The following is a 22,443-nucleotide window of genomic DNA, read 5'->3' as shown; positions in this document are numbered from 1 at the left end:
TAGTCTTAGCCCTATGGACGCGTTGGCTGGGCTTCTGGACGGGCCGCGGGCACGCGGTGCCTTCCTGATGCGCTCGGTGCTGGAGCCACCTTTCGGGCTGCGGATCCAGGACGAGGCGCCGCTGACCCTGATCTGTGTCGTACGCGGGCACGCCTGGGTGTTGCCGGACCGCGGCGAGCGGGTGCGGCTCGGGCCCGGCGACGTCGCGGTGGTGCGTGGGCCGGAGCCGTACACGGTGGCCGACGAACCGGCGACCAAACCGAGCACGGTGATCCTGCCTGGCAACCACAGCGCCACGCTGACCGGCGACGATCTGTGCGGCCCGTGGGATCTCGGGACACGTACGTGGGGCGACAACCCGGACGGCTCGACGATGCTGCTTACCGGCGCGTACCAACTGCCTGGCGAGATCAGCCGGCGGCTGCTGGACGCGCTTCCCGCTCTGCTGGTGCTCACCGCGGACAGCTGGAGCTGCCCGCTGATTCCGCTGCTCAACGACGAGATCGGCAAGGACGAGCCGGGTCAGGACGCGGTCCTGGACCGGTTGCTGGACCTGCTGCTGATCGCGGTGCTGCGTACGTGGTTCGCCCGTGCCGAGGCGCCGGCCTGGTATCGCGCGCATGGCGACCCGGTGGTCGGGCGCGCGTTGCGTACGCTCCATCACGACCCGGCCGAGCCCTGGACGGTCGAGCGGCTCGCCGCCTCCGTCGGTGTCTCCCGCGCGGCGCTCGCCCGCCGCTTCACCGACCTGGTCGGTGAGCCCCCGATGGCGTATCTGACCGCCTGGCGGCTGGCGCTGGCCGCCGACCTGCTCCGCGAACCCGACGCCACCGTCGGCGCGGTCGCCCGCCAGGTGGGTTATGGCAGTTCGTTCGCGCTGAGCGCCGCTTTCAAGCGGGTCCGCGGGGTCAGCCCGCAGGAGTTCCGTACCGGCTCGCTCGCGCCGGCCTGACCTACCTCCGAAGTAATCGACAACTCCGCGGCCCGCTTGCTTGGCTGCGGTTTATGACAAATCAACAAGGTTGGTCGGTGCGGGGCTTCGAGGCATTCTGGTCGCGCCCGGACGCGACGCTGGTGGCGCCCATCCTGACGGACGACGTGGTGGGTCACTGGGCCGGAACAGCCGAGCCGGTACGCGGCAAAGTGGACTATGTCGGTTGCATCGCGGCATTGCTGGAGGCGCTGCCGGACGTACGGCTGACGGTCGCCGAGTCCGCGTCGAGCGGCGATTTTTCCTTCGTACGCTGGATTATGCAGGCCACCGGCCGCCGCGGACCCTTCGAAATCAGCGGCATTGACCGGATCCACACCGTCGAAGGCCTCGTCGACGAGAACCACGTCATCGTCGACACGGCCGCATTCCACGACCGCGCCGGCCTCCCCATCCCCTGGGCGAAATAACGTCGAGCTCGCGACCCCGACACACCGATGGGGCGCGAAATTGTCGTAGGTGTCTGTTTTTCTTTCCCCCTCCCTTTGAACGGGCGGGGGGTGGGTTGAGAGGTGGACCTTAATTTTTAGTTGGACATTGGTCCTCGAACCCGCCCCCCACCCGTCACTGGGTGGGGGCAAATCTGCCGGAGGGGTACGACAGTTTCGCGCCGCACCTGGTTACCCATGATCAACAACACTGGCCTCCGACGACGGCCGCTGAGGGGTGGTGGTCGTCAAAGGACTTTGCGGTGTACGTCACGCCGTCATATAGGGCATTTCGGTACGGGGTGCTCGCGGACGGGGGGTGACGTGGTGGTGTCGAGTCCGTAGCATCACGTGTTATGCGTTCGCTTCGGCTGGTGAGCCGCCGGCACATCGACATGTGCCGTGTCTTCAGCGCCGCATGTTGTCACTGACTCTGCCGTAGGACGACGACGTCCCGGCGCGCTCTCGTCAGCGCCCCTGAAATCCGCCTTTGTCGCGATAGGTCCGCGTAAATCCCTGGGAGAAATCTGTGTCAGCATCACCTCGCCGCCGCTGGCGGACCATCCTCACGGCAGCAGCCGCGGCAGCGGTCGTTGCCACCGGGCTGACCGCCTGCGGGTCCGGCTCCGGCGGGTCCGCGGATGCCGTACGGCTCGGCTATTTCCCCAACCTGACGCATGCGTCGGCCATCATCGGCGTCCAGGAAGGCCTTTTCCAGAAGGAACTCGGCGCGGCGAAACTCACCACCCAGAGTTTCAACGCGGGGCCCGCCGAGATCGAGGCGCTGTTCTCCGGCGCGATCGATATCGGCTACATCGGGCCGAGTCCGACGGTCAACGCGTACGTGAAATCCAAGGGCCAGGCGCTCAAGGTCATCTCCGGATCAGCGTCCGGTGGGGTTGAGCTGGTGGTCAAGCCGTCCATCACCAAGGCCGCTGACCTGCGCGGCAAGAAGATCGCTACGCCACAGCTGGGCAACACCCAGGACGTGGCGCTGCGCTACTGGCTGAAGCAGCAGGGTTTCACGACCACGAAGGACGGCGGCGGGGACGTACACATCACCCCGCAGGACAACGCGGTGACCGTGGACGCGTTTGGTACGGGCGCCATCGACGGCGCCTGGGTGCCGGAGCCGACCGCGTCCACGTTGGTCAAGGCCGGTGGCAAGGTGCTGGTCGACGAGCGGGACCTGTGGCCGGGCCGCAAGTTCGTGATCACCAACATCATCGTGCGCACCGACTTTTTGCAGAAGCACCCCGATCTGGTGAAGGCGGTGCTGGCCGGTCAGGTGGCCGCGAACCAGCTGATTGCCAGCAACCCGGCCAAAGCGCAGGCGGACGTGGTCACCGCGCTGGGCAAGCTGACCGGCAAGAAGCCGAACGCGGCGCTGATCGCGGAGGCGTGGAAGACCATCGACTTCACCAATGATCCGCTCGCCTCCACCCTGGTGACCGGTGCCAATCACGCTGTTGACGTCGGACTGTTGGAGAAGCCGAATCTGAAGGGTTTGTACGACCTGACGATCCTCAACCAGGTGCTCACCGCGGCGCACCAAACCACCATCCCGGAGCCGAGCACATGACCGTGACGAGTACCCAAGTCAGGCCGCGTGACGAAAAAGTCGCGTCGCCGGCCGTCCACATCGCTGGTGTGGGGAAGGCGTTCGGGAACCGTGCCGGACGGGTGGTGGCCCTGGACGGGATCAGCCTGACCGTCCAGCCCGGCGAGTTCGTCTGTTTGGTGGGCGCTTCGGGGTGTGGCAAAAGTACGCTGTTGTCCCTGGTGGCGGGTCTGGACAAGCCGACCAGCGGGACGATCGACACCGGCGGGGTGGCGGCCGCGCTGATGTTCCAGGAGCCCGGCCTGATGCCATGGCTGACGGTCAGCGCCAATGTCGAGCTGCCGATGCGGCTGCATGGAGTCGGCCGCGACGAGCGGCGAGCGCGCGCCCGTGAGCTGCTGGAGACCGTACATCTACTGGATTTCGCCGGAAAACGGCCGCATGAGCTGTCCGGCGGCATGCGCCAGCGGGTCGCGCTGGCTCGCGTCCTCGCGTCGAATTCACCCGTACTGCTGATGGACGAGCCGTTCGGCGCGTTGGACGCGATGACCCGGGACGTGCTGCACGACGAGATCGAACGCATCTGGTCCGAGCGCAACCTGACCGTTCTTTTCGTTACCCACAACGTCAGGGAGGCGGCTCGCCTCGGCGACCGGATCGTGCTGCTGTCCAGCCGGCCCGGCCGGGTGGTCGAGGAATTCGCGGTGGACTACTCGCGGCCGCGTCGGATCGACTCGCCGGAAGTGTCCCAGCTGGCCGCGAAGGTGACCGACCGGCTCCGCGAGGAGGTTCGCCGCCATGGCCGCTGATCTGGACAAAGCCGCCGTTGGCCGGGCCGAGCTCGCCGGCCTGGACGCGCTGGAGCTGAACATCGGGCGTACGGCCGGATTCTGGTCCCGGCTGTGGGCCGCGACCTGGCCAAAAGTGCTGGCCATTGTGCTGGTTTTGCTGGCGTGGCAGCTGGTTGTCTGGTCCGGCTGGAAACCGTCGTACGTGTTGCCCGCGCCGCCGGAGGTGTTTTCCTGGCTGTGGCAGAACATTTTCACCGCCGGCTTCTGGCAGGCCATCGGCATCACGATGACCCGGGCGGTCACCGGGTTCGCGGTGGCGACGGTGATCGGTGGTGTGGTCGGCATCGCTGTGGTACGGGTCAAGGCTTTGCGGGCGGCCATCGGATCGCTGATCACCGGCCTGCAGACGTTGCCGTCGATCGCCTGGTTCCCGCTGGCGATCCTGCTTTTTCAGCTGTCCGAGCAGGCGATTCTTTTCGTCATCGTGCTGGGCGCGGCCCCCTCGATCGCCAACGGCCTCATCAACGGCGTCGACTATGTCCCGCCGCTTTTAAAGCGGGTAGGCCAAAATTTGGGAGCGAAGGGCTTCAGCCTGTTCCGCTACGTCATTCTGCCGGCCGCGCTGCCGTCCTGCGTGGCCGGGTTGAAACAGGGCTGGGCCTTCGCGTGGCGCAGCCTGATGGCCGGCGAGTTACTGGTGATTGTCGAAGGCCGGCCGTCCATCGGGGCCGAGTTGCAGCATGCCCGCGACCAGATTCAGCCCGAGATCGTCATCGCGTTGCTGATCATCATCCTGATCATCGGCATCGCGGTGGACACCGGGTTTTCCTTTGCCGACCGGACGATCCGGGCCCGGTGGGGGATTTCGGAGGGACGCTAGTCTCGTACGGCCGCGAGGCGGCGGCTGATCTCCTCCAGGAGCGCGCCGTCGCTGATCCGGGAAAGGTCGGCGGCGTCCGGGTGCACATAGCGTTTGTGCGCCCGCAGTGCGTCTTCCCGGTGCTGCCACATCCTTTCGGCCTGAGCCGCCGTTCTGGTGGCTTCCTGCGCCGCGGCGGCCAGCTCGGTGGCCTGCGCGGCCAGCGCCTCATATGCCTGGTCGAATCCGTGCGCGTTCCCGTGCGCCGCCAACAGCTCTTCGTGGCTCTCCAGCGCTGTTCGGGCATCCTTCGCGAGCGCATCCTGCACGACGTACGACGCGTGGGCGGCTTTGGCGGCCTCGTGCAGCTCCCAAACCGCCGTGTCGAGCGAAACGCCGAGGACTTTTTCCAGCACCAGCACCCGGCCGCGCGGGATGTCGGCGCCGTTCTCCCACTTGCTGAGGGTCCGTAGGGACACCCCCACGAGGACGGCTAGCTGCTCTTGCGTCCAGTTATGGCTGACGCGCGCGGTGCGTACGTAGTCGCCGACTTCAGACATGCCGGTCATTGTGCAGGAAACTCCAGGAAACAACAAGACGTAGCTACGTGTCTCTGCTTGTTTCCCCGGTTTGGACTCCCTACACTCTGCAGCCATGGGAACCCGTATGGTGCTCGGACCTGCCGTAAGGGCACTCCGAGAAGCGCTGGGCATCCGTCACGGATCCTTCGCCGAATCCGTCGGAATCTCGCCCGGCTACCTGACCAAAATCGAGTCCGGCAGCCAGCAGCCGCGACCGGACATCGCGGTCGCGCTGGCTCGTCGCCTCAGGGTGCCACTGGACGCGATCACGTACGCGCCTATGGAAAAGGAAAAGGACCACTGAGGAGTCCAACGACGCCCGCGGTGATTTACGTCATCGACAAACTTTGGAGCTCCTGGGCGCTTCTCACAGTGACCGGTGGGCCCGCGTGAACTGATCGACACCCGAGATTTACCCCGCTGTGACGATCGGAACGATTCGGACGTCCAGCATTCCTCCCCAGCAGAGCAGCGTGAAAGCGCTCAGTTTGCAGTCACGGACGCCCGCCACTCATGCGTCGTTTCGATCCGGAGACGAGCCGCGCCGGCGGGTCTGGGGAGGACTACAGGGATGACGATTTTCGGCTTTCAGCTGGCCGACCGCCGGGATGAGGCGGTCGCCGCCGTGCTGGCCGGCGCGGTGGTGGTCATCCTCGGATTCGCTTCTGGGGCGGGCATTCGGCCCGGCAGTACGACCGAGCCGCTAGCCGTACCACCGGCCGCCGCGGCCCCCGCCGATCCCGGCAGCCAGGCGCCGCCGCAGGGGGCGTCCAGCGGTGCCGCGGCCGGCGGGGGTGGGGTCAGCGGGGGCGGGGTGAGTGGCGGATCTTCCGGGGTGAGCGGCGGGGTTTCCGGCGGCGGCCCGGTCACCGGTCAGCCCACGCCCAGCACACCGTCGCCGTCGTCGTCGCCGCAACCCACGCCGCAACCCACGTGCCCGCCTGGCCTGGTCGGCTCGTTGCCGGTAGTGGGGCCGTTGGTGGCTGGGGAGCCAGATGCGTCCGGCTCGCCCCGGCCGGCGCCGGTGCCGGCGTTGCTGGGGCCGGTGCCAGTGCTTGGGCCGCTGGTGGCGCCGGCCACGCCCGACCATCCTGCCGGTTTGCTCAGCTGTCCGGTGGGCTTCCTGGTTGGTCAGAGTTGTTGCGCGACCGCGACAACCGCCGGAAAAAGCCTGACCGCGGCCGGAGTCGGCCGATGAGTCGGGAGGATTTGCTGCATGCGGGTTCGGTGCTGATCCACGTCACCGACTACCTCGCGTTGGCGGTGCTGCTGGGCGGCCTGCTGTTCGTGTCGGCGCTCTGGCCGGCCGGCGCGCAGGACCGCCGGACCCGGATGATCCTCGTCGTTTCGGTGCTGGCGGGCGTTGTTGGCGCCATCGCGACCGTCCTGTTGTCCGCTCAGTACGCGGTCGCCGGCTCCGCTGTCGTCGACGTACTGGAGGCGCCTTTTGGTCGTACGGCCGCGGCCATGGCCTTGCTCTGGTTGCTTGCGGCGGTGGTTGTGGTCGCGGTGCTGCAGCGCGGCGAGCAGGCCGTACGGTCGATTCCGTGGCGGGTCGGTACGGCCGCGATCGCCGTCGGCCTGCTGCGGACCACCGGTCTGAACGGCCACTCCGCCGAAACCGCGGACGCCCCGCTGGGTATGGTCGCGGATTTCCTGCACCTGGGCGGAGTCAGCGCCTGGGTGGGTGGGCTCACAGTGCTGTCGATCGGTCTGCTGCCGCGCCGCAAGGCCGCTGAGTTGGCCGACGTGGTACCGAAATTCTCCAAGTTCGCGATGATTTCGGTGCTGGCCATCGTGTCCTCAGGGGTCATTCTCGGGTGGCAGATCATCGGCTCTGTCGGCGCGGTTTTCGAGACGTCGTACGGTCGCGTGCTGCTCATCAAGCTGTCGGTCTTCGCGCTGGTCTTGCTGGCCGCCATGAAAAGCAAGAACTGGGTGGAAAAACGCCTGCAGGTGGCGGTCCTGGAAAGCCGCCGCCCAGCGGTCCGGTCGTTCGCGCTGTCGGTTGGCGCCGAGACCGTTCTGGTTGTCGCCGTGCTCGTCGCGGCGAGTGTGCTCGTCACGGCCAATCCCGGCCACTGACGTTTGTGGGGAAGGAAAGATGCACATGGAATTCACCGAAACCGCCGGCCGGCGGCGCGGGCTGCTGTTGGTCGCGGCCGCGGCGGCCGCGGCCGCAGCTGTGTCGATGATCGCGTTGTCGCAGGACGCGTCGGCCACCGCGATGCCGCAAAATGCCGCCGCCGTCAACAATGTCGCGCCCGCGGTCGTACCAGCGGTGCCGGCCCTCCCAGCGGCGCCAGCCGCTCAGGTCCCCGGGTTGTCCAGCGTCGGGAAGATTGTCACCGGCGCCGCTCCGGCCGCGGTGGCACCGGCCGCACCAGCGGCCGGTGCGCACAGTGTGGACATGCCGCCGGCGGCCGTGACGCCCTGTACCGGCCTGGACGCCGCCGTTGCCGCCTTTATGCAGCACTTTTACGCGGCCCACTTGGAGGAAGGACTCGGCCAGCAACTTGGTGACCTGACCAATCTCGATCAGTATGTCAAAACGCACACCGTGCTGATCGAGAACATGATCAAGCCGTCGGTGGGCGGATCGGACGCGGCGCTCGGGGTTTTCCTGCAGCACGTTTACGCCGCACACCTGGAAACGTCTCCCGGGCAACAGGTCACCGACCTCAGCAATCTCGACCAGTATGTGAAAACCCACACGGTGTTGATCGAGAACATGCTCAAGCCGCTGTCCGGATCGAACGTCACTTCTTGTTGATCTCACTGGGAAAGACTGGTGATCCGGCCGAGTCGCAGCCGGCCGGCACGCCAGGTTTCCCACCAGGGAAAGGAAAGGCTCGGATGGGTCAGCACGTACGCAGGAAATGGCCGGCGCTGGTCGCCGGGGTTGGGGTGCTGGTGGCGATGCTGTCGCTGGCCAGCATGCAGGCGCAGGCCGACATTGCGCCGATGCCGACCGGGCTGGCCGCCCAGAACGCCGGTCTCGCACCGGTGCCGGCGGTGGCACCGGCCGCCAACACGGTGGCCGGCGATCAGGCGCAGCCGTACGCGGCCGCCAGCCACTCGGTGATGATCATGAACTACGCGTTCTCGCCGGCCAGCCTGACGGTCGCCGTCGGCGACACGGTGACCTGGACGAACGAGGACACCGCGCCGCACACGGTGACGGTGAGCAGCGGACCGGTGATGTTCGCTTCCAGCAACCTGCAGAAGGGACAGTCGTTCACGTACACGTTCAGCAAACCAGGGACGTACGCGTACTACTGCGCCGTACACCCGGACATGAAGGCCAGCGTGACCGTGACCGGCAGCACGCCCGTGCCGCCGTCGTCCCCGCCCCCATCCTCAGCTCCGCCGTCGTCGTCCCCGCCGGCTTCCGCGCCGCCGACCGGTGGCGGCGGAAGTCCGTGCACGGGACTGGACGCGGCCGTCACCGTCTTCCTGCAGCATTTCTACGCGGCGCACCTGGAGGAAGGCCCTGGCCAGCAGGTGGGCGACATTCTCCAGCTCGACCAGTACGTCAAGACGCACACCGTGCTGGTCGAGCACCTGATCCAGCCGCTCGTCGGCGGCTCGAACCAGGCGCTGACGGTGTTCCTGGAGCACGTCTACGCGGCGCATCTTGAGGCGTCGCCCGGACAACAGGTGGCCGACATCGCGAACCTCGACCAGTACGTCAAAACGCACACCGTGCTGATCGAGCACATGATCCAGCCGCTGGCCGGCGGCAACGTCAGCTCCTGCTGACCGCACCAAACCGGTGGTCCGGCCGAGTCGCAGTCGGCCGGACCACCGGCACTCCCAGTATGTCGCCCCCAGGAGCGCAACACATGCGAAAGTGGCCAGTACTCGCCGTCCTCGCCGCCGCCCTTTGGCTGGTCCTGCCGGCCGCGCCGGTGGCCGCCGCCGGGCATACCGTCCAGATGAAGCAGTACGCCTTCAGCCCGAGCGCCCTGACCGTCGTCGCCGGCGACTCGGTGACCTGGACCAATGACGACGTCGCCCAGCATGACGTGATGATCACCAGCGGACCGCTGTCGTTCCACGGCCCGCTGATAGGCAAGGGCCAGTCGTGGACCTACACCTTCGGTACCCCCGGCACGTACTCGTACGTCTGCAGCGTGCACCCGGACATGACGGCCCAGCTGGTCGTGAGACCCAAGCAAACCCCATCTTCTGGCCGAGTCTCGCCCGCGGCTACGGCTCATTCGTCCGCGAACACCGCGGCTCGCCCGTCCGCGAGCGCTTCGCCGCCGGCGGCCGTCGTACCAGCCGCCACCGCGACGCCCCAGATGTCCATGCCCGCCGCCACCGCCGACACGTCGTCCGCCGGCCTGAACCCGCTCCTGGTCGTCGCCGGCATCTCTGTCGCCGTCGTCGTCTTCTGTCTCCTGCTTATGTCCTCCCGTCCCGTACCCGTACCTGTTTCCGCCCCCGCCCCTCTCACGGACTCGCTCTCTCCCGCCCACTCCGACCTGGCGGACACCGCCGTTCTCCCGGAGGCTGGTGGCGACGCCTCTGCACCTGCGCCAGTGGCACGCAATGCGGCGTCGCGGACAAGAAAACGCGGCGGTTGAGGGTGGGAAGGAGAGCCGAGGGATGTTCGCGGAGGTGGTACGGGAGCGGGTCGTCGTGCTGGATGGTGGGCTGGCGACCGAGTTGGAGCGGCGCGGGAATGACCTGAGCACCGAGCTGTGGTCGGCCTGGTTGCTGGCCGATGAGCCGGCCGAGATCGTCGCGGCGCACCGGGCGTTCTTCGAGGTCGGGGCCGAGGTGGCGACGACCGCCAGCTATCAGGCGTCCTTTCAGAAGTTGGGGCAGGACGCGGAGAAACTGATGCGACGCAGTGTCGAGCTGGCTCGAGAGGCTGGCGACGGCTGGGTGGCGGCGTCCGTCGGGCCGTACGGGGCGATGCTCGCGGACGGGTCGGAATACCGCGGCGACTACGGGCTGACCGTGGCCGAGCTGCGCAGCTTCCACCACCGCCGGATGGCCGTGCTGGCGGACGCCGGTCCGGACGTGCTGGCCATTGAGACCATCCCGTGCCTGGCCGAAGTTGAGGCGGTGCTGGCCGAGCTCGACCAGTTGGGGTTTCCGGCCTGGCTGTCGCTGACCTGCGCCGGCACTCGTACGCGCGCCGGAGAGCCAGTCGAAGAAGCCTTCGCGATGGCCCGCGACTGCCCGTCCGTGGTCGCGGTGGGCGTCAACTGTACGGCCCCTGCCGATGTCGCCGACCTGGTGGTTTTGGCCGCGCGGAGTGGAAAACCGGTCGTCGCGTATCCGAACAGCGGCGAGAACTGGGACTCGGCGAACCATCGCTGGACCGGTCCGGCGGTCTTCGAGCCCGCCGAGGTGAAACGCTGGATCGCGGCCGGCGCCCGGCTGGTCGGCGGCTGCTGCCGGGTCGGCCCGGCCGAGATCGCCCAACTGGCCGGCCACCCGGCCTGTCTGTGATGTGGCACGGCGGCTCCGGCGCCCAGGAGCCGGCTGGCCGCACCGGTGAACCGCCCCCATACGACCAGGTATGAGGGCGATCCTCCGGCACACCGCAGAAACGCCAAATACGGTTCTCTCCGAGGTTGTTGAGGGTTACCCTCATGATACGGAGGGATTATCATGTTTCGTCGGGTTTGGGCTCTTGATTCCATCGCTGGGCGCAAGTTCCTGCCCGGCATTCACGGGCCAGCAGCACGCTGAAAACCCAGTGAGGCACAGTGATAGGCGGCAATGCCTCCGGGCAGTGATCGGCGTCGTCAAGATGCCGCGAACAAAATGGCACAGGCACGCGCGTTCCTCAACCAGGCGCGGGCCGACTTCGCTATGGGGCACCTGACTGGCGAACCGATGGCGTTGCCTGGACGGTATGGGCCTCCAAGGCGATATAGAACGCGCTCCCGCCGCATATGAAAAGAAGATGCATGGCGGCAGGTATCGTCATCGGCAAGGACGGCAAGCCGGTTCCGGTCATCGCAATAAGCGGCTTCCATTGGGCCATACCGGAAGAAGTAGCTGACATCTGCCCCGACGCTATACCTGCCAACGAGATAGTGGGCGAGACATCCATTCATGCGGAGATGCGTCTCATCATGCTGGCACGCAAAATGGGCGGCAGTCCTAACAGACGCCTCACCCGTACGGAACCTGAGCTAGCGGCGCGAATCAGTGCAGCCGATCCCGATGTCCAACGGCGGATAGCACTCGCCGTGGTCGAATACGCATTTACCGTGTCACCGCACCAGCACGGCGCTCGGGAAGCTCTCAATGCCTTACGCGGCCAAACGTACGGCGAAACGCCACTCCGGACATGGCTACGCGAACAATGGCGGCAAGCCGAGGCGCTCAGCGACGATGCGGCCGAGGCCGGTGATAATAAAGCAGGCTTCGGACATTCGCTCCACGCCCGAGCGCTAGCAGGCAGCTATCACGCGGTCGTAGCCGACCCCGAAGCCGCCGCCCTTGACAGCGTGTATGAAACCCAGGGTATGGCAGGCACGCGCGACCTGCTCGACTCAATCTTGGCTGGCAACCAAGGCGCCGGTCGTTCGTAGCTCGCCACGCAGCTCACAGACAGACCACGAGCCGCCTGATCGGGCCGTACGGTCAGCCCCTCCGGACAGTCTTGCTGGCCCTTGTCCGCTCTGCGCCGTACAAGTTGATCACGGTCGTCCGGGCGAGAGGGAGCAGATGAGCGAGCGTCACGTACGTGCGATCGGCGCGGTTTCGGCGGGCCTGGAGCCCGGTCGTGGACGGCTCGCCGGTCGCCGGATCCTGGTCGTCGGCGGTGGCCAGCGGACGTACGACGCGGCCACCGACCCGATCGGCAACGGTCGCGCGATCGCGGTGCTTTTCGCCCGTGAGGGCGCGCATGTCGCGGTCGCGAACCGGGGCATCGAGAGCGCGCGCGAGACCGTCGCGATGATCGACGCCCAGGGCGGCAAGGCGTTCCCGATCCAGGCGGACATCAGCGGTGCGGCCGATGTCACCCGGATGATCGAGGAGGCATGCGAAGGCCTCGACGGTCTGGACGGGCTCGTCCTCAACGCCGCCGCCGGTGTCGGCGCCCTTGGGCTCGACGGTGTCGACCTCGACGAGTGGGACAAGACCTTCGACGTGAACGTACGCGGCACCATGCTCTGCTGCCGGGCCGCGCTGCCGCGGCTGGACGACGACTCTTCGATCGTGTTCATTTCCTCGGTCGCTGGCTATAAATCCGGTTCGCGGCTGGCCGCTTACGAAGCCTCGAAAGCCGCGTTGGGCGGCCTGATGCGGCATGTCGCGCTGGAGGCCAGCCGGCGCGGGATCCGCGCGAACATCGTCAGCCCCGGCGCGGTGGACACGCCGATCGGTCGGGCCGCCGCCGCTGGCCGCCCGTCGCGGATGGAAACCCGGCTGCCCTTTGGTCGCCAGGCCACTGGCTGGGAAGTCGCGTACGCCACCTTGTTCCTGACCTCAGAGGAAAGCGCGTACATCACCGCCCAAACCCTCCAAGTCGACAGCGGCATGACCGGCCTCTAGTGGTTGATAAACCGAGCGCGCGGTCTAATAATGATGCCCATGGATGTCCCAAGAGCGGAGGAACGTACGAGCACGGTCGTCAGCGATCCGGGATGGCTGCGGATCGCGGTCTGGCTGGGATGTCCGCTGGCGGGGGCGCTGGCCGGGTGGGGCGTGCACGCGATCGCCGGCTGGGTGGCGAGCCTCGCGTGGGTGCCGCTGCAGGGGCCGTTCAAGCTGATCGCCTCCATTCCGCAGCCGTACGGCCTGCTCGCGGTGATCGGGCTGGGAGTGGCCGCCGGGTTGGTGCTGGCGTATCTGTGGGTCAAGGACCTGCTGACCATCACGGTGTCGACCGCGCGGGTGACCTTCCAGCGCGGAGAGTCCGAGCGGTCCGTCGACCGGGCCGCGATATCGGCAGTTTTCCTGGACGGCAAGCAGATCGTCATTCTCGGGTCGCGCGGAGCCGAACTCGCACGCGAGAAGAATGACCTCAGCAACGTCCAGGAGGCATTCGTGGCCTACGACTTTCCCTGGCGAGACGGCGGAGATCCGTACGCCGGCGACTACCGGCGCTGGGTGCCGGACGAGCCGACGCTCCCACTCGGCGCCAACGCTTTGTTGGCAGCGCGAGAGAAAGCGCTTTCTGGCGACCACGGTGACGACGCGGCGGAGTTGCGTGCGGACCTCGGCAAGATAGGTGTGGTGGTACGGGACGAGAAAAAGCGCCAATACTGGCGGCTGGTCCAGGGCTGATGGTGCGCACGGTCGACCCGGTCAAACACGAGGCGAAGCGGCTGCGGATCCTGGAAGCCGCGGCTGGGTGTTTCGCCCGCAAAGGCTTCGAGAGCACCACCACTGCCCAGCTGTGCGCGGCCGCCGGGATCAGCTCCGGCAGCCTGTTCCACTACTTTCCCAGCAAGCGGTCGATCTTCCTGGGGATCTTCCAACAGGACGGCCGGGAAACCGCTGAGCGGCTGACGATCGCGCTCGGCTCGGACGATTCATGGGGTGCCGTGTTGGCGCTGGTGGACGGGATCGTCAGCCCGCTCGCCGAGCCGGAGCTGGGTGGCTTGGCGCTGGAGGTGGCCGCGCAGGCGAGCCGTGACCCGGAGCTCGCCGAGCTGCTCGTACGCAACGACCGCCAACTCCACGAAGGCCTCGCGGTCCTGCTGGAGCGGGCCGCCGCGAAGGGCCAGATCGACGGCGAGATCCCGGCGCGTACGGCCGCGGTGTGGATCGCCACGCTGGCCGACTCGATGTTCTCCCGGGCCGGTCAGGAACCCGGGTTCGACCTGGTTGCGGAAAACCGGATTCTGCGGCTGCTGCTGACCAGGTTCCTGCGGGCCGAACCGCGTTAGAACCGTGGGGTTGACTTTCCTCAAGGGGAGGAATATGCATGCCTTAGAAGGAAAAAGTCGGTTCCAAGAGGTGAGCGGCATGTCCCGGAATACCTACTACATCGCCGGCGATCTTCCCTATTTCGCTGTCGCATGTGACCGGTGCGCGGCGCCTTTCACGTGCTATGACGATTCCTGTTACGAATGGCACGCACTGTGCCGGACAGCCGCGTATGCCGGCTGGGAAATGACGGAGAACGTCCTCGGCCCGCATCGATGCCCCTCCTGTGCGGACCGGTCAGCCGGTCTCGGGCGGTCGATGGCGTCGGCCTGAGCGAGCACCGTTCGCAATCAAGTGCCCTAAAGGTGGCTTTTGGGGCTTCCGTGGTCAAAGACGAGATCGGCGTAGGCCTTGACGGCTGCTCTCATTCTGTTCAAAGATGTCCCCGCTGACGCTGTTTCCTGCATTTTCGATCATCCTGACGAGCGCCGGAACAGGGGTTGTTGGACAAGATGGCCAAACCTGCCCGTACCCGTACCCGTACCCGTACCCGTACCCGTACCCGTACCCGTACCCGTACCCGTACCCGTACCCGTACCCGTACCCGTACCCGTACCCGTACCCGTACCCGTACCCTCCTCGCCGTGGTCGCGGTGCTCGCCGCCGCCACCCTCGGCCTGACCTCGGCGGTGTCGCCGGCTGCAGCGCAGAACAAGCCGGCCGCGCTGCCGCAGCTCGTACCGGCTCCGGTGTCGCTCAGGCAACTGCCCGGACCGGCGTTCCAGTTGACCCGGCAGTCGTCGATCGTCGCCCTCGGCCAGGCCGCTTCGGTCGGCCAGTTCCTCGCCGGCGTGCTGCGCCGGTCGACCGGCTATCCGGTGCCGGTGAACCGGCCGGGCACCTCGGCGATCGTGCTCGCGCTCGGCGGCGCGTCGTCGTTGGGCGAGGAGGGCTATGACCTCACCTCGACCGCCGGGGCGGTGATCGTACGAGCGCACACCACCGAAGGACTGTTCCGCGGCATCACCACGCTCCGCCAGCTTTTCCCCGGGAAGGTGGAAAGCGCCACCCATCAGCCGGGTCCGTGGACCGCGGCGGCGGTGCACATCACCGACTACCCGCGGTTTTCCTGGCGGGGCACGATGCTGGACGTGTCGCGGCACTTCTTCCCGGTCGACACCGTGAAGAAATACCTCGACCTCGCCTCGCTTTACAAGATCAACGTGCTGCACCTGCACTTGGCTGACGACCAAGGCTGGCGGATCGTCATCAACAGCTGGCCGAACCTCGCCCTGCACGGCGGCAGCACCGAGGTTGGCGGCGGTGCCGGTGGTTACTACACGCAGCAGGAATACAAGGACATCGTGGCGTACGCGGCGGCCCGCTACATCACCGTGGTGCCGGAGATCGACTCGCCCGGACACGTGAACGCGGCCCTTTCCTCGTACGCGGAGCTGAACTGCGACGGCGTCGCGCCGCCGCTCTACACCGGCACCGACGTGGGTTTCAGCTCGCTGTGTGTCGGGAAGGCGCTGACGTACAAGTTCCTCGACGACGTGGTGCGGGAAATCGCGGCGATCACCCCGGGCGCGTTCTATCACCTGGGTGGCGATGAGGCGCACAGCACCTCGCACGCCGATTACGTCACGTTCGTGAACAAGATGCAGCCGATCCTGAAGGCACATGGCAAGCGCGTCATCGGCTGGGACGAGATCAACGCGGCCACCCTGCTGCCCGGCAGTTATGCGCAGCATTGGGACACCGGCGTCGGCAGCGAGCCAGGCACCGAGAAGGCGCGGAACGCGGTCGCGCAGGGCGCCAAACTGGTCATGTCGCCGGCGAACGTGGCTTACCTGGACATGAAATACACCGAGAGCACCCCGCTCGGGCTGGACTGGGCCGGCCTGGTCGAGGTCAAGGACTCGTACAACTGGGATCCGGTGACCCGGATCGACGGCATCAAGGAAAGTGACGTGGCGGGCGTCGAGGCGCCGCTGTGGTCGGAGACCCTGGTGACGCTGTCCGACATCGAATACATGGCGTTCCCGCGGCTGCCCGGTATCGCCGAACTCGGCTGGTCGACGGCCGCCTCGCACAACTGGGACGCGTACAAGGTGCGGCTCGGTGCGCAGGCACCGCGGTGGGCCGCGGCCGGCGTGAACTACTACCGCTCCCCGCAGGTCCCCTGGTCGGTCTAGTACTACAGGGCACTGGCAATCGGGCACCCGTACGCCGAGGGTGTCCGATTGTCGCGCCAGCCGGAAGAACCGCTGGTCAGCGGGTTGCTGTTGTGACAATCGGAATCCGATTGTGACGCCAGCGGGCTACTTGGGAGAGCGGTCTTCCGGCCCCATCCGCACCAGCACCCCGCCGGGTTTGTGCAGGCTGGGACCGTCGCCGCGGAATCCGACCGGGTCGTTGTCGCCGGACAGGTGCAGCCCGGTCGGCCGCGCGGTTTTCGGGATGTCGTACCAAAGCTCGACCTCGATGGCGTCGTGGCCGCCGATCTGGACCGTGTCCAGCTGCCGCCGGATGGCCATCGCGAAGAAGTCCGGCTTGCTGCCGGACGGCACCCCGGCCAGCAGCTGGATCTTCGACTCGTACGTGTGGAAATCCGGGTCGTGGTTGTCCACTCGCAACCGGACCTCGCAGAACTGCCCGTCCGGCTGCCCCTCCGCGTGAGTGCCGGAGGCCGCGGTGAGGCCGCATCCGAAGGACAGCACCAGGAAGGTGAGGTGGCCGTCCTGCGCGCTTTGGGCGGGCGAGGGACTCGGCATCGGCGCCGGATCGGCGCCGCCGGCCAGGATCAGGCCGTTCAGCGCCCACCCGATCCCGGCCCCGAGCAGCAGCGCGGCCGCTACCAGCAGCGCACCCCGCCAGCCGAACAGGCTTCCGCCCGAGCGCGTCCGCATGGATGCCACCTCGCCACCCCTCTCGGTCCTTTACCCGATGGTAAAGGTCGAAGAGGCTAACCTCGGTCCGGCAACCCCTGGATGCCCCACTTGTTCCCGTCCGGGTCGCTGAAGAAGACGAAGGAGCCCCACGGGAACTCCTGCACGTCACTGACCTCGATGCCGCGCTCGATCAGCTCCTTGCGGGCCGCGTGCGCGTCGGACACCACCAGCTGTACGCCTCGGGCCGTACCAGGTTCCATGTCGGTGACCCCGACACCGAGCGCGATCGAGCACGCCGACCCGGGCGGGGTCAGCTGGACGAACCGCAGGTCGTCGCTGATCTTGTGGTCATGGTCGGCGTGGAAGCCCACCTGCTCGTAGAACGCCTTCGCGCGGTCCACGTCGGTCACCGGGATCGCCACCAGCTCAAGCTTGTAGTCCATCGTCCGCTCTTTCCCTTTGGGTTCGTCTTGCCTGTGAGACCAACCCTAAAGACCAATTAGGAAGGTTTCGTTCCTAACTAAAAACTGGTCGCTCAGGTGCTAAGTTGGAATTAAGGACGTACTAGGGAGTGTGCATGGCCGGCCGGGAGTGCTCGATCGCGAACGCGCTGGCGGTGGTCGGGGAGCGGTGGAGCCTGCTCGCGCTGCGCGAGGTGATGTTCGGCGAGCGCAGGTTCGACCAGATCGCTCGCAACACCGGCGCCAGCCGGGACATCCTGGCGGCCCGGCTGCGCAAGCTGGTCGAGGCCGGGGTGCTCGAGAAGCGTCAGTACGAGCAACATCCACCTCGGTACGAATACGTCCCGACTGAGGCCGGTAAAGCCCTGCAGCCGATCCTTATGAACCTGATGGAGTGGGGCGATCGGTATGTCACCGAAGGTCCTCCGCCGACCGTCTGGGAACACACCTGCGGCGCCGAGTTGCACCCCAAGACGGTGTGCGCGAGCTGCGGCCAGCCGGTCGGCAGCGTCCGGCTCGTACGAATGGGCAGGGTTCAGTAGGACGGTCGGCGACCCTTAACAACCCGAACGCAACTTTTGTCCCTTGCTGATACCGAAAAATCTCCGTTTTTCGTTGCTATTCCCGCACAACCCCGCTATCGGATGCGAAGCTGCACAGCGTTCCCCCCGCTCACGCCCGGATTTCCGGGCGTCGTCGCCATGGAGGCATGCATGTCCGCCGCACCCTCGCGATCCGTGACCCGCAGAGTGTTTTCCGCCGCAGCATTGGGAATTGGCGTCTTCCTGACGCTCGCCGCCGGCGCCACCCCGGCCGCTGCCGCCGCCCATCCACATCCCGCCGACACCCAGGTCCGCAACCACGCGGACTCCGCCTGGGGCGGCTACGCGATCGAGCGAGGCGGCACCACCGTCACCACCACCTGGGTCAATCCGACGGTGAAATGCGCCGGAAACGTCAACTCGGTGTGGGCCGGTTTTGACGGCTACGGCACGAACACCGTCGAGCAGATCGGCATCGACCTCGACTGCAGTTCGGGACAGGCCCAATACCTGCCGTGGTACGAAATGTATCCGCGCGACTCGATCTACTTCACCGAGACCACCCGGGCCGGCGACACCATGACCGCGACCGTCGTTCACAACAGTGGCACCTCGTACACACTGACGCTGGCGGACCGTACGCAGAACTGGAGCCGGACGTTCCACGACTCGCTCTCCGGTGCGCAAGATGCCACCGCTGAGGTCATCATGGAGCGGTTGGACACGCACGTGGACAACTTCGGCTCGGTGACCTTCACGAACTGTCAGCTGGACGGGAAGTCGTTCGCCAGCTATGCGGCCCAGTCCGTGGTGATTACGCACGGAAGTACGCAGCAGGCCAAGCCCGGAGCACTTTCCGGCGGCACCTTCAAAATGACCTGGCTGCACATCTGATTTCGTTGATCCCGTACTTATCTCGGGATGAGTGCGGGATCTCTAGCGCCCGATGATGCGCTCCGCGGCCAGTCGACCAGAGACCAGCACCATCGGCACTCCCACCCCCGGTTGGGTTCCGGAGCCGACAAAGACGACGTTCTCCATCAGCAGGTTCGACGGCCGCATCGGCCCGGTCTGGGCAAACGTGTGCGCTAACGCGAACGGTGTTCCCATCGCCATCCCGGCCGCCGCCCAGTCGTCCGGCGTGACGAGGTGGCGGACCTCGGTGGCATCGGTCAGTCCTGGGTAGCCGCGCTTTTCCAGCTCCACCAAAATCTCGTCCGCATAACGCTTTCCGGTACGCGCCCAGTCGATGGGCGCGGTCAGGTTGGGCACTGGGGCCAGCACGTAGTACGTCTGTTTTCCGGTTGGCGCCACCGAAGGATCGGTGCGGCTGGGGTTGCTAACCAGTAGCGACGGGTCGCTCATCACACGTCCCTGGCGGGTGATCTCGTCGAAGGTCCGCCGCCAGGCCCGGCCGAAGTGGATGTTGTGGTGTGCGGCGCCCTGATAGTGCTTGCTGGCGCCGATGTGGAGCAGGACGCACGACGGTGAATAGCGCAGCGGGCGTCGAAGCGGTCGGTTCAGAAGGTCGCGGCGGGCGACCGGGAGGTCGGGGTTGAGGACGACGACGTCGGCGGGGATGCGGTCGCCGTCCGCGGTGCGTACCGCACGGGCGCGTCCGTTGACGACTTCGACGCTGGTGACTTCCCGGTCGTAATGGATGTCGACGCCGTGTTTCGCGGCCACCGCTGCCATCGCGACCGGTACGGCGTGCATGCCGCCACGCGGGAAGTAGACCCCGGCGACGGTGTCCAAATAGGAGATGACCGCGTAGAGGGCGAGCGCCCGGTGCGGTGGCACGCCGGCGTACAAGGCCTGGAAGGAAAAGATCCGCCGCGTCCGGGGATTCTCGAAGAACTGGTTGATTTTCGGTGACAGCCGACCAAAACCACCGGCCAGCGCCAGTCGCGCGAGCGGACGGCCGAGCAGGTCGAGCGGGGTGTCGAGGTTGCGATCGATGAACGTGTTCCACTCGATGTCGAAGAGCGACCGCGAATAGTCGATAAATCGTCGATAGCCGTCCGCCTCCCGTGGGCCGCAGACCCGGGCGATTTCCTCGGCGGTGTCCCGAACCTGCGCTCGTACGTCCAAAGTGGACCCATCCGGGAAGTGCGCGCGATAGGCCGGGTCGAGCCGGACCAGGTCCAGCCAGTCGGACATCTTTTCTTCCACCGCGGCGAAAGTGTCATCGATCAGCTGCGGCATGGTGAGCACGGTCGGCCCGGTGTCGAAGCGATAGCCGCCATCCACCAGTTGACCGGCCCGGCCGCCCGGCTGGTCGGCCCGCTCCAACACGGTGACTTGTCGCCCGGCGCCGGCCAGCCGAATCGCGCAGGCCAGTCCGCCCAGGCCCGCGCCGACGACGACGATCTGGTTCGTACGCCCCACCACCGTGCGCATCCGCCGAGGTCCTTTCGCCAGCGAGAAAGTCTGCCGGCACCGAGCGTATCGTTCCGTGGGCCGAACGAAGAGGAGAGCCGATGCGGACCGCGGTGCTGCTGTTCACCCGTGACCTGCGGCTGCACGACAATCCCGGGCTCGACCTCGCCCGCCGGTCGGCCGAGCGAGTGGTGCCACTTTTCGTGCTGCACGAGGGTTTGCGGTTCGCGGTGCCGAACCGGACGAGGTTCCTGTCCGATTGCTTGGCGGATCTGCGTGACGGGCTGCGCCGACGCGGCGGTGACCTGGTGATCCGGCGCGGCGATCCGGTCGAGGAAACGATCCGGTTGGCTCGGGACCAGCACGCGCAGACCGTCGTCGTCGCCAGGGATGTTAGCCGGTACGCCAAAAGACGTGAAGAACGGTTGGCGGCGGCGTGCGCTGAGCATCGGATTTCGCTGCGTACGGTCGATTCGGTCGGTGTCGTCCCGCCCGGCGCGGTGCACCCGGCGAACGGCGACCATTATAAGGTTTTCACTCCGTACTGGCGGGCGTGGTCGGATACCCAGTGGCGAGATTGTCACACCGTACCAAGGAAGATCACGTTGCCGGACGGAATCGACGCTGGGTCGCTGCCAGCGGGCGACGGCGCTGGCGGCGGCGAGACCATGGCTCGTCGACGGATGAGCCGGTGGTTGGCCGGTGGCATCGCCGACTATCCGAACCGGCACGACGACCTGCCCGGCGACGCCACGTCACGGCTGTCCGCCGACCTGCATTTTGGTTGCCTGTCACCGGTCGAGCTGGCGACGAAGGCTGGCGCGCACGAGGCGTACGTGCGGCAGCTCTGCTGGCGGGATTTCCATCTGCAGGTCACCGCCGCCTTCCCGGACCTGCCGACCCGCGACTACCGGCCGCGCCGGCAGGACTGGGTGGACGACCCGGACGCGTTGGCGGCCTGGCGCGCCGGCCAGACCGGCTATCCGATCATCGACGCCGGCCTGCGCCAACTGCTCGCCGAAGGCTTCATGCACAATCGAGCGCGGATGCTTGTGGCCTCTTTCCTGACAAAACAGCTCAACGTGCACTGGACGGCCGGCGCCAACCATTTCTTTGATTTGCTCGTCGATGGCGACATCGCCAACAACGCCGGCAACTGGCAGTGGATCGCCGGCACCGGAAACGACACCCGGCCGAACCGCCAGTTCAACCCGTTGCGGCAGGCGTACCGCTTCGATCCGGACGGGGACTACGTCCGTCGATATGTGCCGGAGTTGGCCTCGGTGCCTGGTGCGGCCGTCCATGAGCCGTGGAAATTCGGCGGTTCGCCGGGATATCCGTCGCCGCTGGTGGCGCCGCGGGCTTGACCTTGTCATTGGTGTCAGCCTTTAGCCTGCGGAGGACTCAGCCGCGCAAGCAAGGAGACACGAAATGCCAGGAGCAGTGGTGATCGGCGCCGGACCGGGGATTGGTCGGTCCGTCGCCCTCCGGTTCGCCCGGGAAGGCCTGCCGGTCGCGGTGATCTCGCGATCGAAACCGCAGGCCCTGGCCGATGAGATCACCGGTGTACGAGCGGTCGCCCTGGCCGCCGACAGCGCGGACGACACCGCCCTGCGTGCCGCTCTGGACGCGGCGGCCGCCGAGTTGGGCCCGCCGGACGTCGTCGTCTACAACGCGGCGATCATTCAGGCGGACGCCCCGGGAGAGTTGTCCGTACGTGCTCATAAGGACGCTTGGGCCGTCAACGTCGTCGGCGCGATCACCGCCGCCGCGCACGTCGCTCCGGCAATGGTCGAGCGCGGCGCCGGCACCTTCCTGGTCACCGGCGGGATGCCCGACCCCAGTCCGGACTACGTGAGCCTGTCGCTCGGAAAGGCCGGCATCCGGGCGCTCGTCGACCTGCTCGCCCAGCGCTACGACCCGGCCGGCGTCCATTTCGCGTCGGTGACCGTCGGCGGCGCGGTCGCTCCAGGCGGCCCGTACGACCCAGACGACATCGCCGAGCACTACTGGCGGCTGCACACCCAACCCCGCGACCAGTGGGAACGCGAGATCCGCGTTTAGCAGCAGCTTTGAGTTCGTACGGGACAGTGACGATCGGCGATA

At 66.9% G+C, this 22,443-nt stretch carries 26 protein-coding genes; 22 read left to right on the top strand and 4 right to left on the bottom strand.

Annotated features, from left to right (window positions below):
• The first annotated feature begins 13 nt into the window (after positions 1-13).
• The 5 genes from ABD301_RS37900 to ABD301_RS37880 all read left to right on the top strand — a co-directional run bounded on the left by ABD301_RS37900 (position 14) and on the right by ABD301_RS37880 (position 4,651).
• Positions 14-952 carry an AraC family transcriptional regulator gene (locus ABD301_RS37900; protein WP_344314920.1) on the top strand — a complete coding sequence of 313 codons (939 nt, stop codon included), beginning with the start codon at positions 14-16 and terminating at the stop codon, positions 950-952.
• A 77-nt stretch (positions 953-1,029) separates the two neighbouring features.
• The gene (locus tag ABD301_RS37895) at positions 1,030-1,401 is read left to right on the top strand and encodes a nuclear transport factor 2 family protein (RefSeq protein WP_344314919.1); all 372 of its coding nucleotides are present in this window, start codon (positions 1,030-1,032) and stop codon (positions 1,399-1,401) included.
• A 547-nt stretch (positions 1,402-1,948) separates the two neighbouring features.
• On the top strand, positions 1,949-3,001 hold the full coding sequence (locus ABD301_RS37890; protein ID WP_344314918.1) for an ABC transporter substrate-binding protein: 1,053 nt from the start codon (positions 1,949-1,951) through the stop codon (positions 2,999-3,001).
• Positions 2,998-3,789: an ABC transporter ATP-binding protein gene (locus tag ABD301_RS37885; protein WP_344314917.1), complete on the top strand. Its 792-nt coding sequence runs from the start codon at positions 2,998-3,000 to the stop codon at positions 3,787-3,789. The genes ABD301_RS37890 and ABD301_RS37885 overlap by 4 nt, the downstream gene beginning before the upstream one ends.
• The gene (locus ABD301_RS37880; RefSeq protein ID WP_344314916.1) at positions 3,779-4,651 is read left to right on the top strand and encodes an ABC transporter permease; all 873 of its coding nucleotides are present in this window, start codon (positions 3,779-3,781) and stop codon (positions 4,649-4,651) included. Before ABD301_RS37885 ends, ABD301_RS37880 begins: the two co-directional genes overlap by 11 nt.
• Here ABD301_RS37880 and ABD301_RS37875 read toward each other — a convergent pair.
• Complete coding sequence (locus ABD301_RS37875) at positions 4,648-5,190, bottom strand: helix-turn-helix domain-containing protein (RefSeq protein WP_344314915.1); 543 nt, start codon at positions 5,188-5,190, stop codon at positions 4,648-4,650. The genes ABD301_RS37880 and ABD301_RS37875 overlap by 4 nt on opposite strands.
• Positions 5,191-5,284: 94 nt before the next feature.
• Between ABD301_RS37875 and ABD301_RS37870 the strand changes: the two genes are divergently transcribed.
• From ABD301_RS37870 to ABD301_RS37810, 13 genes are all read left to right on the top strand, one after another.
• Positions 5,285-5,515, top strand: coding sequence for a helix-turn-helix domain-containing protein (locus tag ABD301_RS37870; protein WP_344314914.1), 231 nt, complete (start codon positions 5,285-5,287; stop codon positions 5,513-5,515).
• 267 nt (positions 5,516-5,782) lie between these two features.
• Positions 5,783-6,409 (top strand): hypothetical protein, encoded by a 627-nt coding sequence (locus ABD301_RS37865; protein WP_344314913.1) that lies wholly within the window; start codon positions 5,783-5,785, stop codon positions 6,407-6,409.
• Positions 6,406-7,296: a copper resistance D family protein gene (locus ABD301_RS37860; protein WP_344314912.1), complete on the top strand. Its 891-nt coding sequence runs from the start codon at positions 6,406-6,408 to the stop codon at positions 7,294-7,296. The genes ABD301_RS37865 and ABD301_RS37860 overlap by 4 nt, the downstream gene beginning before the upstream one ends.
• A 25-nt stretch (positions 7,297-7,321) precedes the next feature.
• The gene (locus ABD301_RS37855; RefSeq protein ID WP_344314911.1) at positions 7,322-7,984 is read left to right on the top strand and encodes a hypothetical protein; all 663 of its coding nucleotides are present in this window, start codon (positions 7,322-7,324) and stop codon (positions 7,982-7,984) included.
• Positions 7,978-8,973 (top strand): cupredoxin domain-containing protein, encoded by a 996-nt coding sequence (locus ABD301_RS37850; RefSeq protein ID WP_279580309.1) that lies wholly within the window; start codon positions 7,978-7,980, stop codon positions 8,971-8,973. Before ABD301_RS37855 ends, ABD301_RS37850 begins: the two co-directional genes overlap by 7 nt.
• A gap of 83 nt (positions 8,974-9,056) precedes the next feature.
• On the top strand, positions 9,057-9,803 hold the full coding sequence (locus ABD301_RS37845) for a cupredoxin domain-containing protein (protein ID WP_344314910.1): 747 nt from the start codon (positions 9,057-9,059) through the stop codon (positions 9,801-9,803).
• Positions 9,804-9,825: 22 nt separating this feature from the next.
• Positions 9,826-10,680, top strand: coding sequence for a homocysteine S-methyltransferase (gene mmuM / locus ABD301_RS37840; protein WP_344314909.1), 855 nt, complete (start codon positions 9,826-9,828; stop codon positions 10,678-10,680).
• Between the two features lie 464 nt (positions 10,681-11,144).
• Positions 11,145-11,774 carry a hypothetical protein gene (locus tag ABD301_RS37835; RefSeq protein WP_344314908.1) on the top strand — a complete coding sequence of 210 codons (630 nt, stop codon included), beginning with the start codon at positions 11,145-11,147 and terminating at the stop codon, positions 11,772-11,774.
• A gap of 136 nt (positions 11,775-11,910) precedes the next feature.
• On the top strand, positions 11,911-12,741 hold the full coding sequence (locus tag ABD301_RS37830; RefSeq protein ID WP_163568435.1) for an SDR family NAD(P)-dependent oxidoreductase: 831 nt from the start codon (positions 11,911-11,913) through the stop codon (positions 12,739-12,741).
• A gap of 39 nt (positions 12,742-12,780) precedes the next feature.
• Positions 12,781-13,476 carry a YqeB family protein gene (locus ABD301_RS37825; RefSeq protein WP_163568436.1) on the top strand — a complete coding sequence of 232 codons (696 nt, stop codon included), beginning with the start codon at positions 12,781-12,783 and terminating at the stop codon, positions 13,474-13,476.
• The gene (locus tag ABD301_RS37820) at positions 13,476-14,081 is read left to right on the top strand and encodes a TetR/AcrR family transcriptional regulator (RefSeq protein ID WP_344314907.1); all 606 of its coding nucleotides are present in this window, start codon (positions 13,476-13,478) and stop codon (positions 14,079-14,081) included. Before ABD301_RS37825 ends, ABD301_RS37820 begins: the two co-directional genes overlap by 1 nt.
• Before the next feature lie 79 nt (positions 14,082-14,160).
• Positions 14,161-14,394: a hypothetical protein gene (locus ABD301_RS37815; RefSeq protein WP_163568437.1), complete on the top strand. Its 234-nt coding sequence runs from the start codon at positions 14,161-14,163 to the stop codon at positions 14,392-14,394.
• A 179-nt stretch (positions 14,395-14,573) separates the two neighbouring features.
• Positions 14,574-16,259, top strand: a complete 1,686-nt coding sequence (locus ABD301_RS37810) for a beta-N-acetylhexosaminidase (RefSeq protein ID WP_344314906.1) — start codon at positions 14,574-14,576, stop codon at positions 16,257-16,259.
• A 126-nt stretch (positions 16,260-16,385) separates the two neighbouring features.
• Here ABD301_RS37810 and ABD301_RS37805 read toward each other — a convergent pair whose 3' ends face one another.
• Together ABD301_RS37805 and ABD301_RS37800 are read right to left on the bottom strand one after the other, a co-directional pair.
• Positions 16,386-16,973, bottom strand: a complete 588-nt coding sequence (locus ABD301_RS37805; protein ID WP_344314905.1) for a hypothetical protein — start codon at positions 16,971-16,973, stop codon at positions 16,386-16,388.
• Between the two features lie 56 nt (positions 16,974-17,029).
• Positions 17,030-17,398 carry a VOC family protein gene (locus ABD301_RS37800; protein WP_344314904.1) on the bottom strand — a complete coding sequence of 123 codons (369 nt, stop codon included), beginning with the start codon at positions 17,396-17,398 and terminating at the stop codon, positions 17,030-17,032.
• 134 nt (positions 17,399-17,532) lie between these two features.
• Here ABD301_RS37800 and ABD301_RS37795 point away from each other — a divergent pair, with 134 nt between their 5' ends.
• Complete coding sequence (locus ABD301_RS37795; RefSeq protein WP_344314903.1) at positions 17,533-17,958, top strand: winged helix-turn-helix transcriptional regulator; 426 nt, start codon at positions 17,533-17,535, stop codon at positions 17,956-17,958.
• A gap of 195 nt (positions 17,959-18,153) precedes the next feature.
• A complete protein-coding gene (locus ABD301_RS37790) occupies positions 18,154-18,852 on the top strand; it encodes a G1 family glutamic endopeptidase (protein WP_344314902.1) in 699 nt (232 codons plus the stop codon).
• A gap of 42 nt (positions 18,853-18,894) precedes the next feature.
• Here ABD301_RS37790 and crtI read toward each other — a convergent pair whose 3' ends face one another.
• Positions 18,895-20,358 (bottom strand): phytoene desaturase family protein, encoded by a 1,464-nt coding sequence (gene crtI, locus ABD301_RS37785; RefSeq protein ID WP_344314901.1) that lies wholly within the window; start codon positions 20,356-20,358, stop codon positions 18,895-18,897.
• An 80-nt stretch (positions 20,359-20,438) separates the two neighbouring features.
• Here crtI and ABD301_RS37780 point away from each other — a divergent pair, with 80 nt between their 5' ends.
• Together ABD301_RS37780 and ABD301_RS37775 are read left to right on the top strand one after the other, a co-directional pair.
• A complete protein-coding gene (locus tag ABD301_RS37780; RefSeq protein WP_163568441.1) occupies positions 20,439-21,704 on the top strand; it encodes a cryptochrome/photolyase family protein in 1,266 nt (421 codons plus the stop codon).
• Between the two features lie 64 nt (positions 21,705-21,768).
• Positions 21,769-22,401: an SDR family NAD(P)-dependent oxidoreductase gene (locus ABD301_RS37775; RefSeq protein ID WP_344314900.1), complete on the top strand. Its 633-nt coding sequence runs from the start codon at positions 21,769-21,771 to the stop codon at positions 22,399-22,401.
• The last annotated feature ends 42 nt before the right edge of the window (positions 22,402-22,443 follow it).

The sequence above is a fragment of the Fodinicola feengrottensis genome, from assembly GCF_039530045.1.
Classification (GTDB): Bacteria; Actinomycetota; Actinomycetes; order Mycobacteriales; family HKI-0501; genus Fodinicola; species Fodinicola feengrottensis.
The sequence above is the reverse complement of the archived record's forward strand: the minus strand, read 5'-3'. Positions and strand labels throughout refer to the sequence as shown.

Coding starts and splice junctions, on each gene's coding strand:
- ABD301_RS37900 (WP_344314920.1), top strand. CDS start 14: ATGGACGCGTTGGCTGGGCTTCTGGACGGGCCGCGGGCACGCGGTGCC.
- ABD301_RS37885 (WP_344314917.1), top strand. CDS start 2,998: ATGACCGTGACGAGTACCCAAGTCAGGCCGCGTGACGAAAAAGTCGCG.
- ABD301_RS37880 (WP_344314916.1), top strand. CDS start 3,779: ATGGCCGCTGATCTGGACAAAGCCGCCGTTGGCCGGGCCGAGCTCGCC.
- ABD301_RS37875 (WP_344314915.1), bottom strand. CDS start 5,190: ATGTCTGAAGTCGGCGACTACGTACGCACCGCGCGCGTCAGCCATAAC.
- ABD301_RS37870 (WP_344314914.1), top strand. CDS start 5,285: ATGGGAACCCGTATGGTGCTCGGACCTGCCGTAAGGGCACTCCGAGAA.
- ABD301_RS37865 (WP_344314913.1), top strand. CDS start 5,783: ATGACGATTTTCGGCTTTCAGCTGGCCGACCGCCGGGATGAGGCGGTC.
- ABD301_RS37860 (WP_344314912.1), top strand. CDS start 6,406: ATGAGTCGGGAGGATTTGCTGCATGCGGGTTCGGTGCTGATCCACGTC.
- ABD301_RS37855 (WP_344314911.1), top strand. CDS start 7,322: ATGGAATTCACCGAAACCGCCGGCCGGCGGCGCGGGCTGCTGTTGGTC.
- ABD301_RS37845 (WP_344314910.1), top strand. CDS start 9,057: ATGCGAAAGTGGCCAGTACTCGCCGTCCTCGCCGCCGCCCTTTGGCTG.
- mmuM (WP_344314909.1), top strand. CDS start 9,826: ATGTTCGCGGAGGTGGTACGGGAGCGGGTCGTCGTGCTGGATGGTGGG.
- ABD301_RS37835 (WP_344314908.1), top strand. CDS start 11,145: ATGGCGGCAGGTATCGTCATCGGCAAGGACGGCAAGCCGGTTCCGGTC.
- ABD301_RS37830 (WP_163568435.1), top strand. CDS start 11,911: ATGAGCGAGCGTCACGTACGTGCGATCGGCGCGGTTTCGGCGGGCCTG.
- ABD301_RS37825 (WP_163568436.1), top strand. CDS start 12,781: ATGGATGTCCCAAGAGCGGAGGAACGTACGAGCACGGTCGTCAGCGAT.
- ABD301_RS37820 (WP_344314907.1), top strand. CDS start 13,476: ATGGTGCGCACGGTCGACCCGGTCAAACACGAGGCGAAGCGGCTGCGG.
- ABD301_RS37815 (WP_163568437.1), top strand. CDS start 14,161: ATGTCCCGGAATACCTACTACATCGCCGGCGATCTTCCCTATTTCGCT.
- ABD301_RS37810 (WP_344314906.1), top strand. CDS start 14,574: ATGGCCAAACCTGCCCGTACCCGTACCCGTACCCGTACCCGTACCCGT.
- ABD301_RS37805 (WP_344314905.1), bottom strand. CDS start 16,973: ATGCGGACGCGCTCGGGCGGAAGCCTGTTCGGCTGGCGGGGTGCGCTG.
- ABD301_RS37800 (WP_344314904.1), bottom strand. CDS start 17,398: ATGGACTACAAGCTTGAGCTGGTGGCGATCCCGGTGACCGACGTGGAC.
- ABD301_RS37795 (WP_344314903.1), top strand. CDS start 17,533: ATGGCCGGCCGGGAGTGCTCGATCGCGAACGCGCTGGCGGTGGTCGGG.
- crtI (WP_344314901.1), bottom strand. CDS start 20,358: ATGCGCACGGTGGTGGGGCGTACGAACCAGATCGTCGTCGTCGGCGCG.
- ABD301_RS37780 (WP_163568441.1), top strand. CDS start 20,439: ATGCGGACCGCGGTGCTGCTGTTCACCCGTGACCTGCGGCTGCACGAC.
- ABD301_RS37775 (WP_344314900.1), top strand. CDS start 21,769: ATGCCAGGAGCAGTGGTGATCGGCGCCGGACCGGGGATTGGTCGGTCC.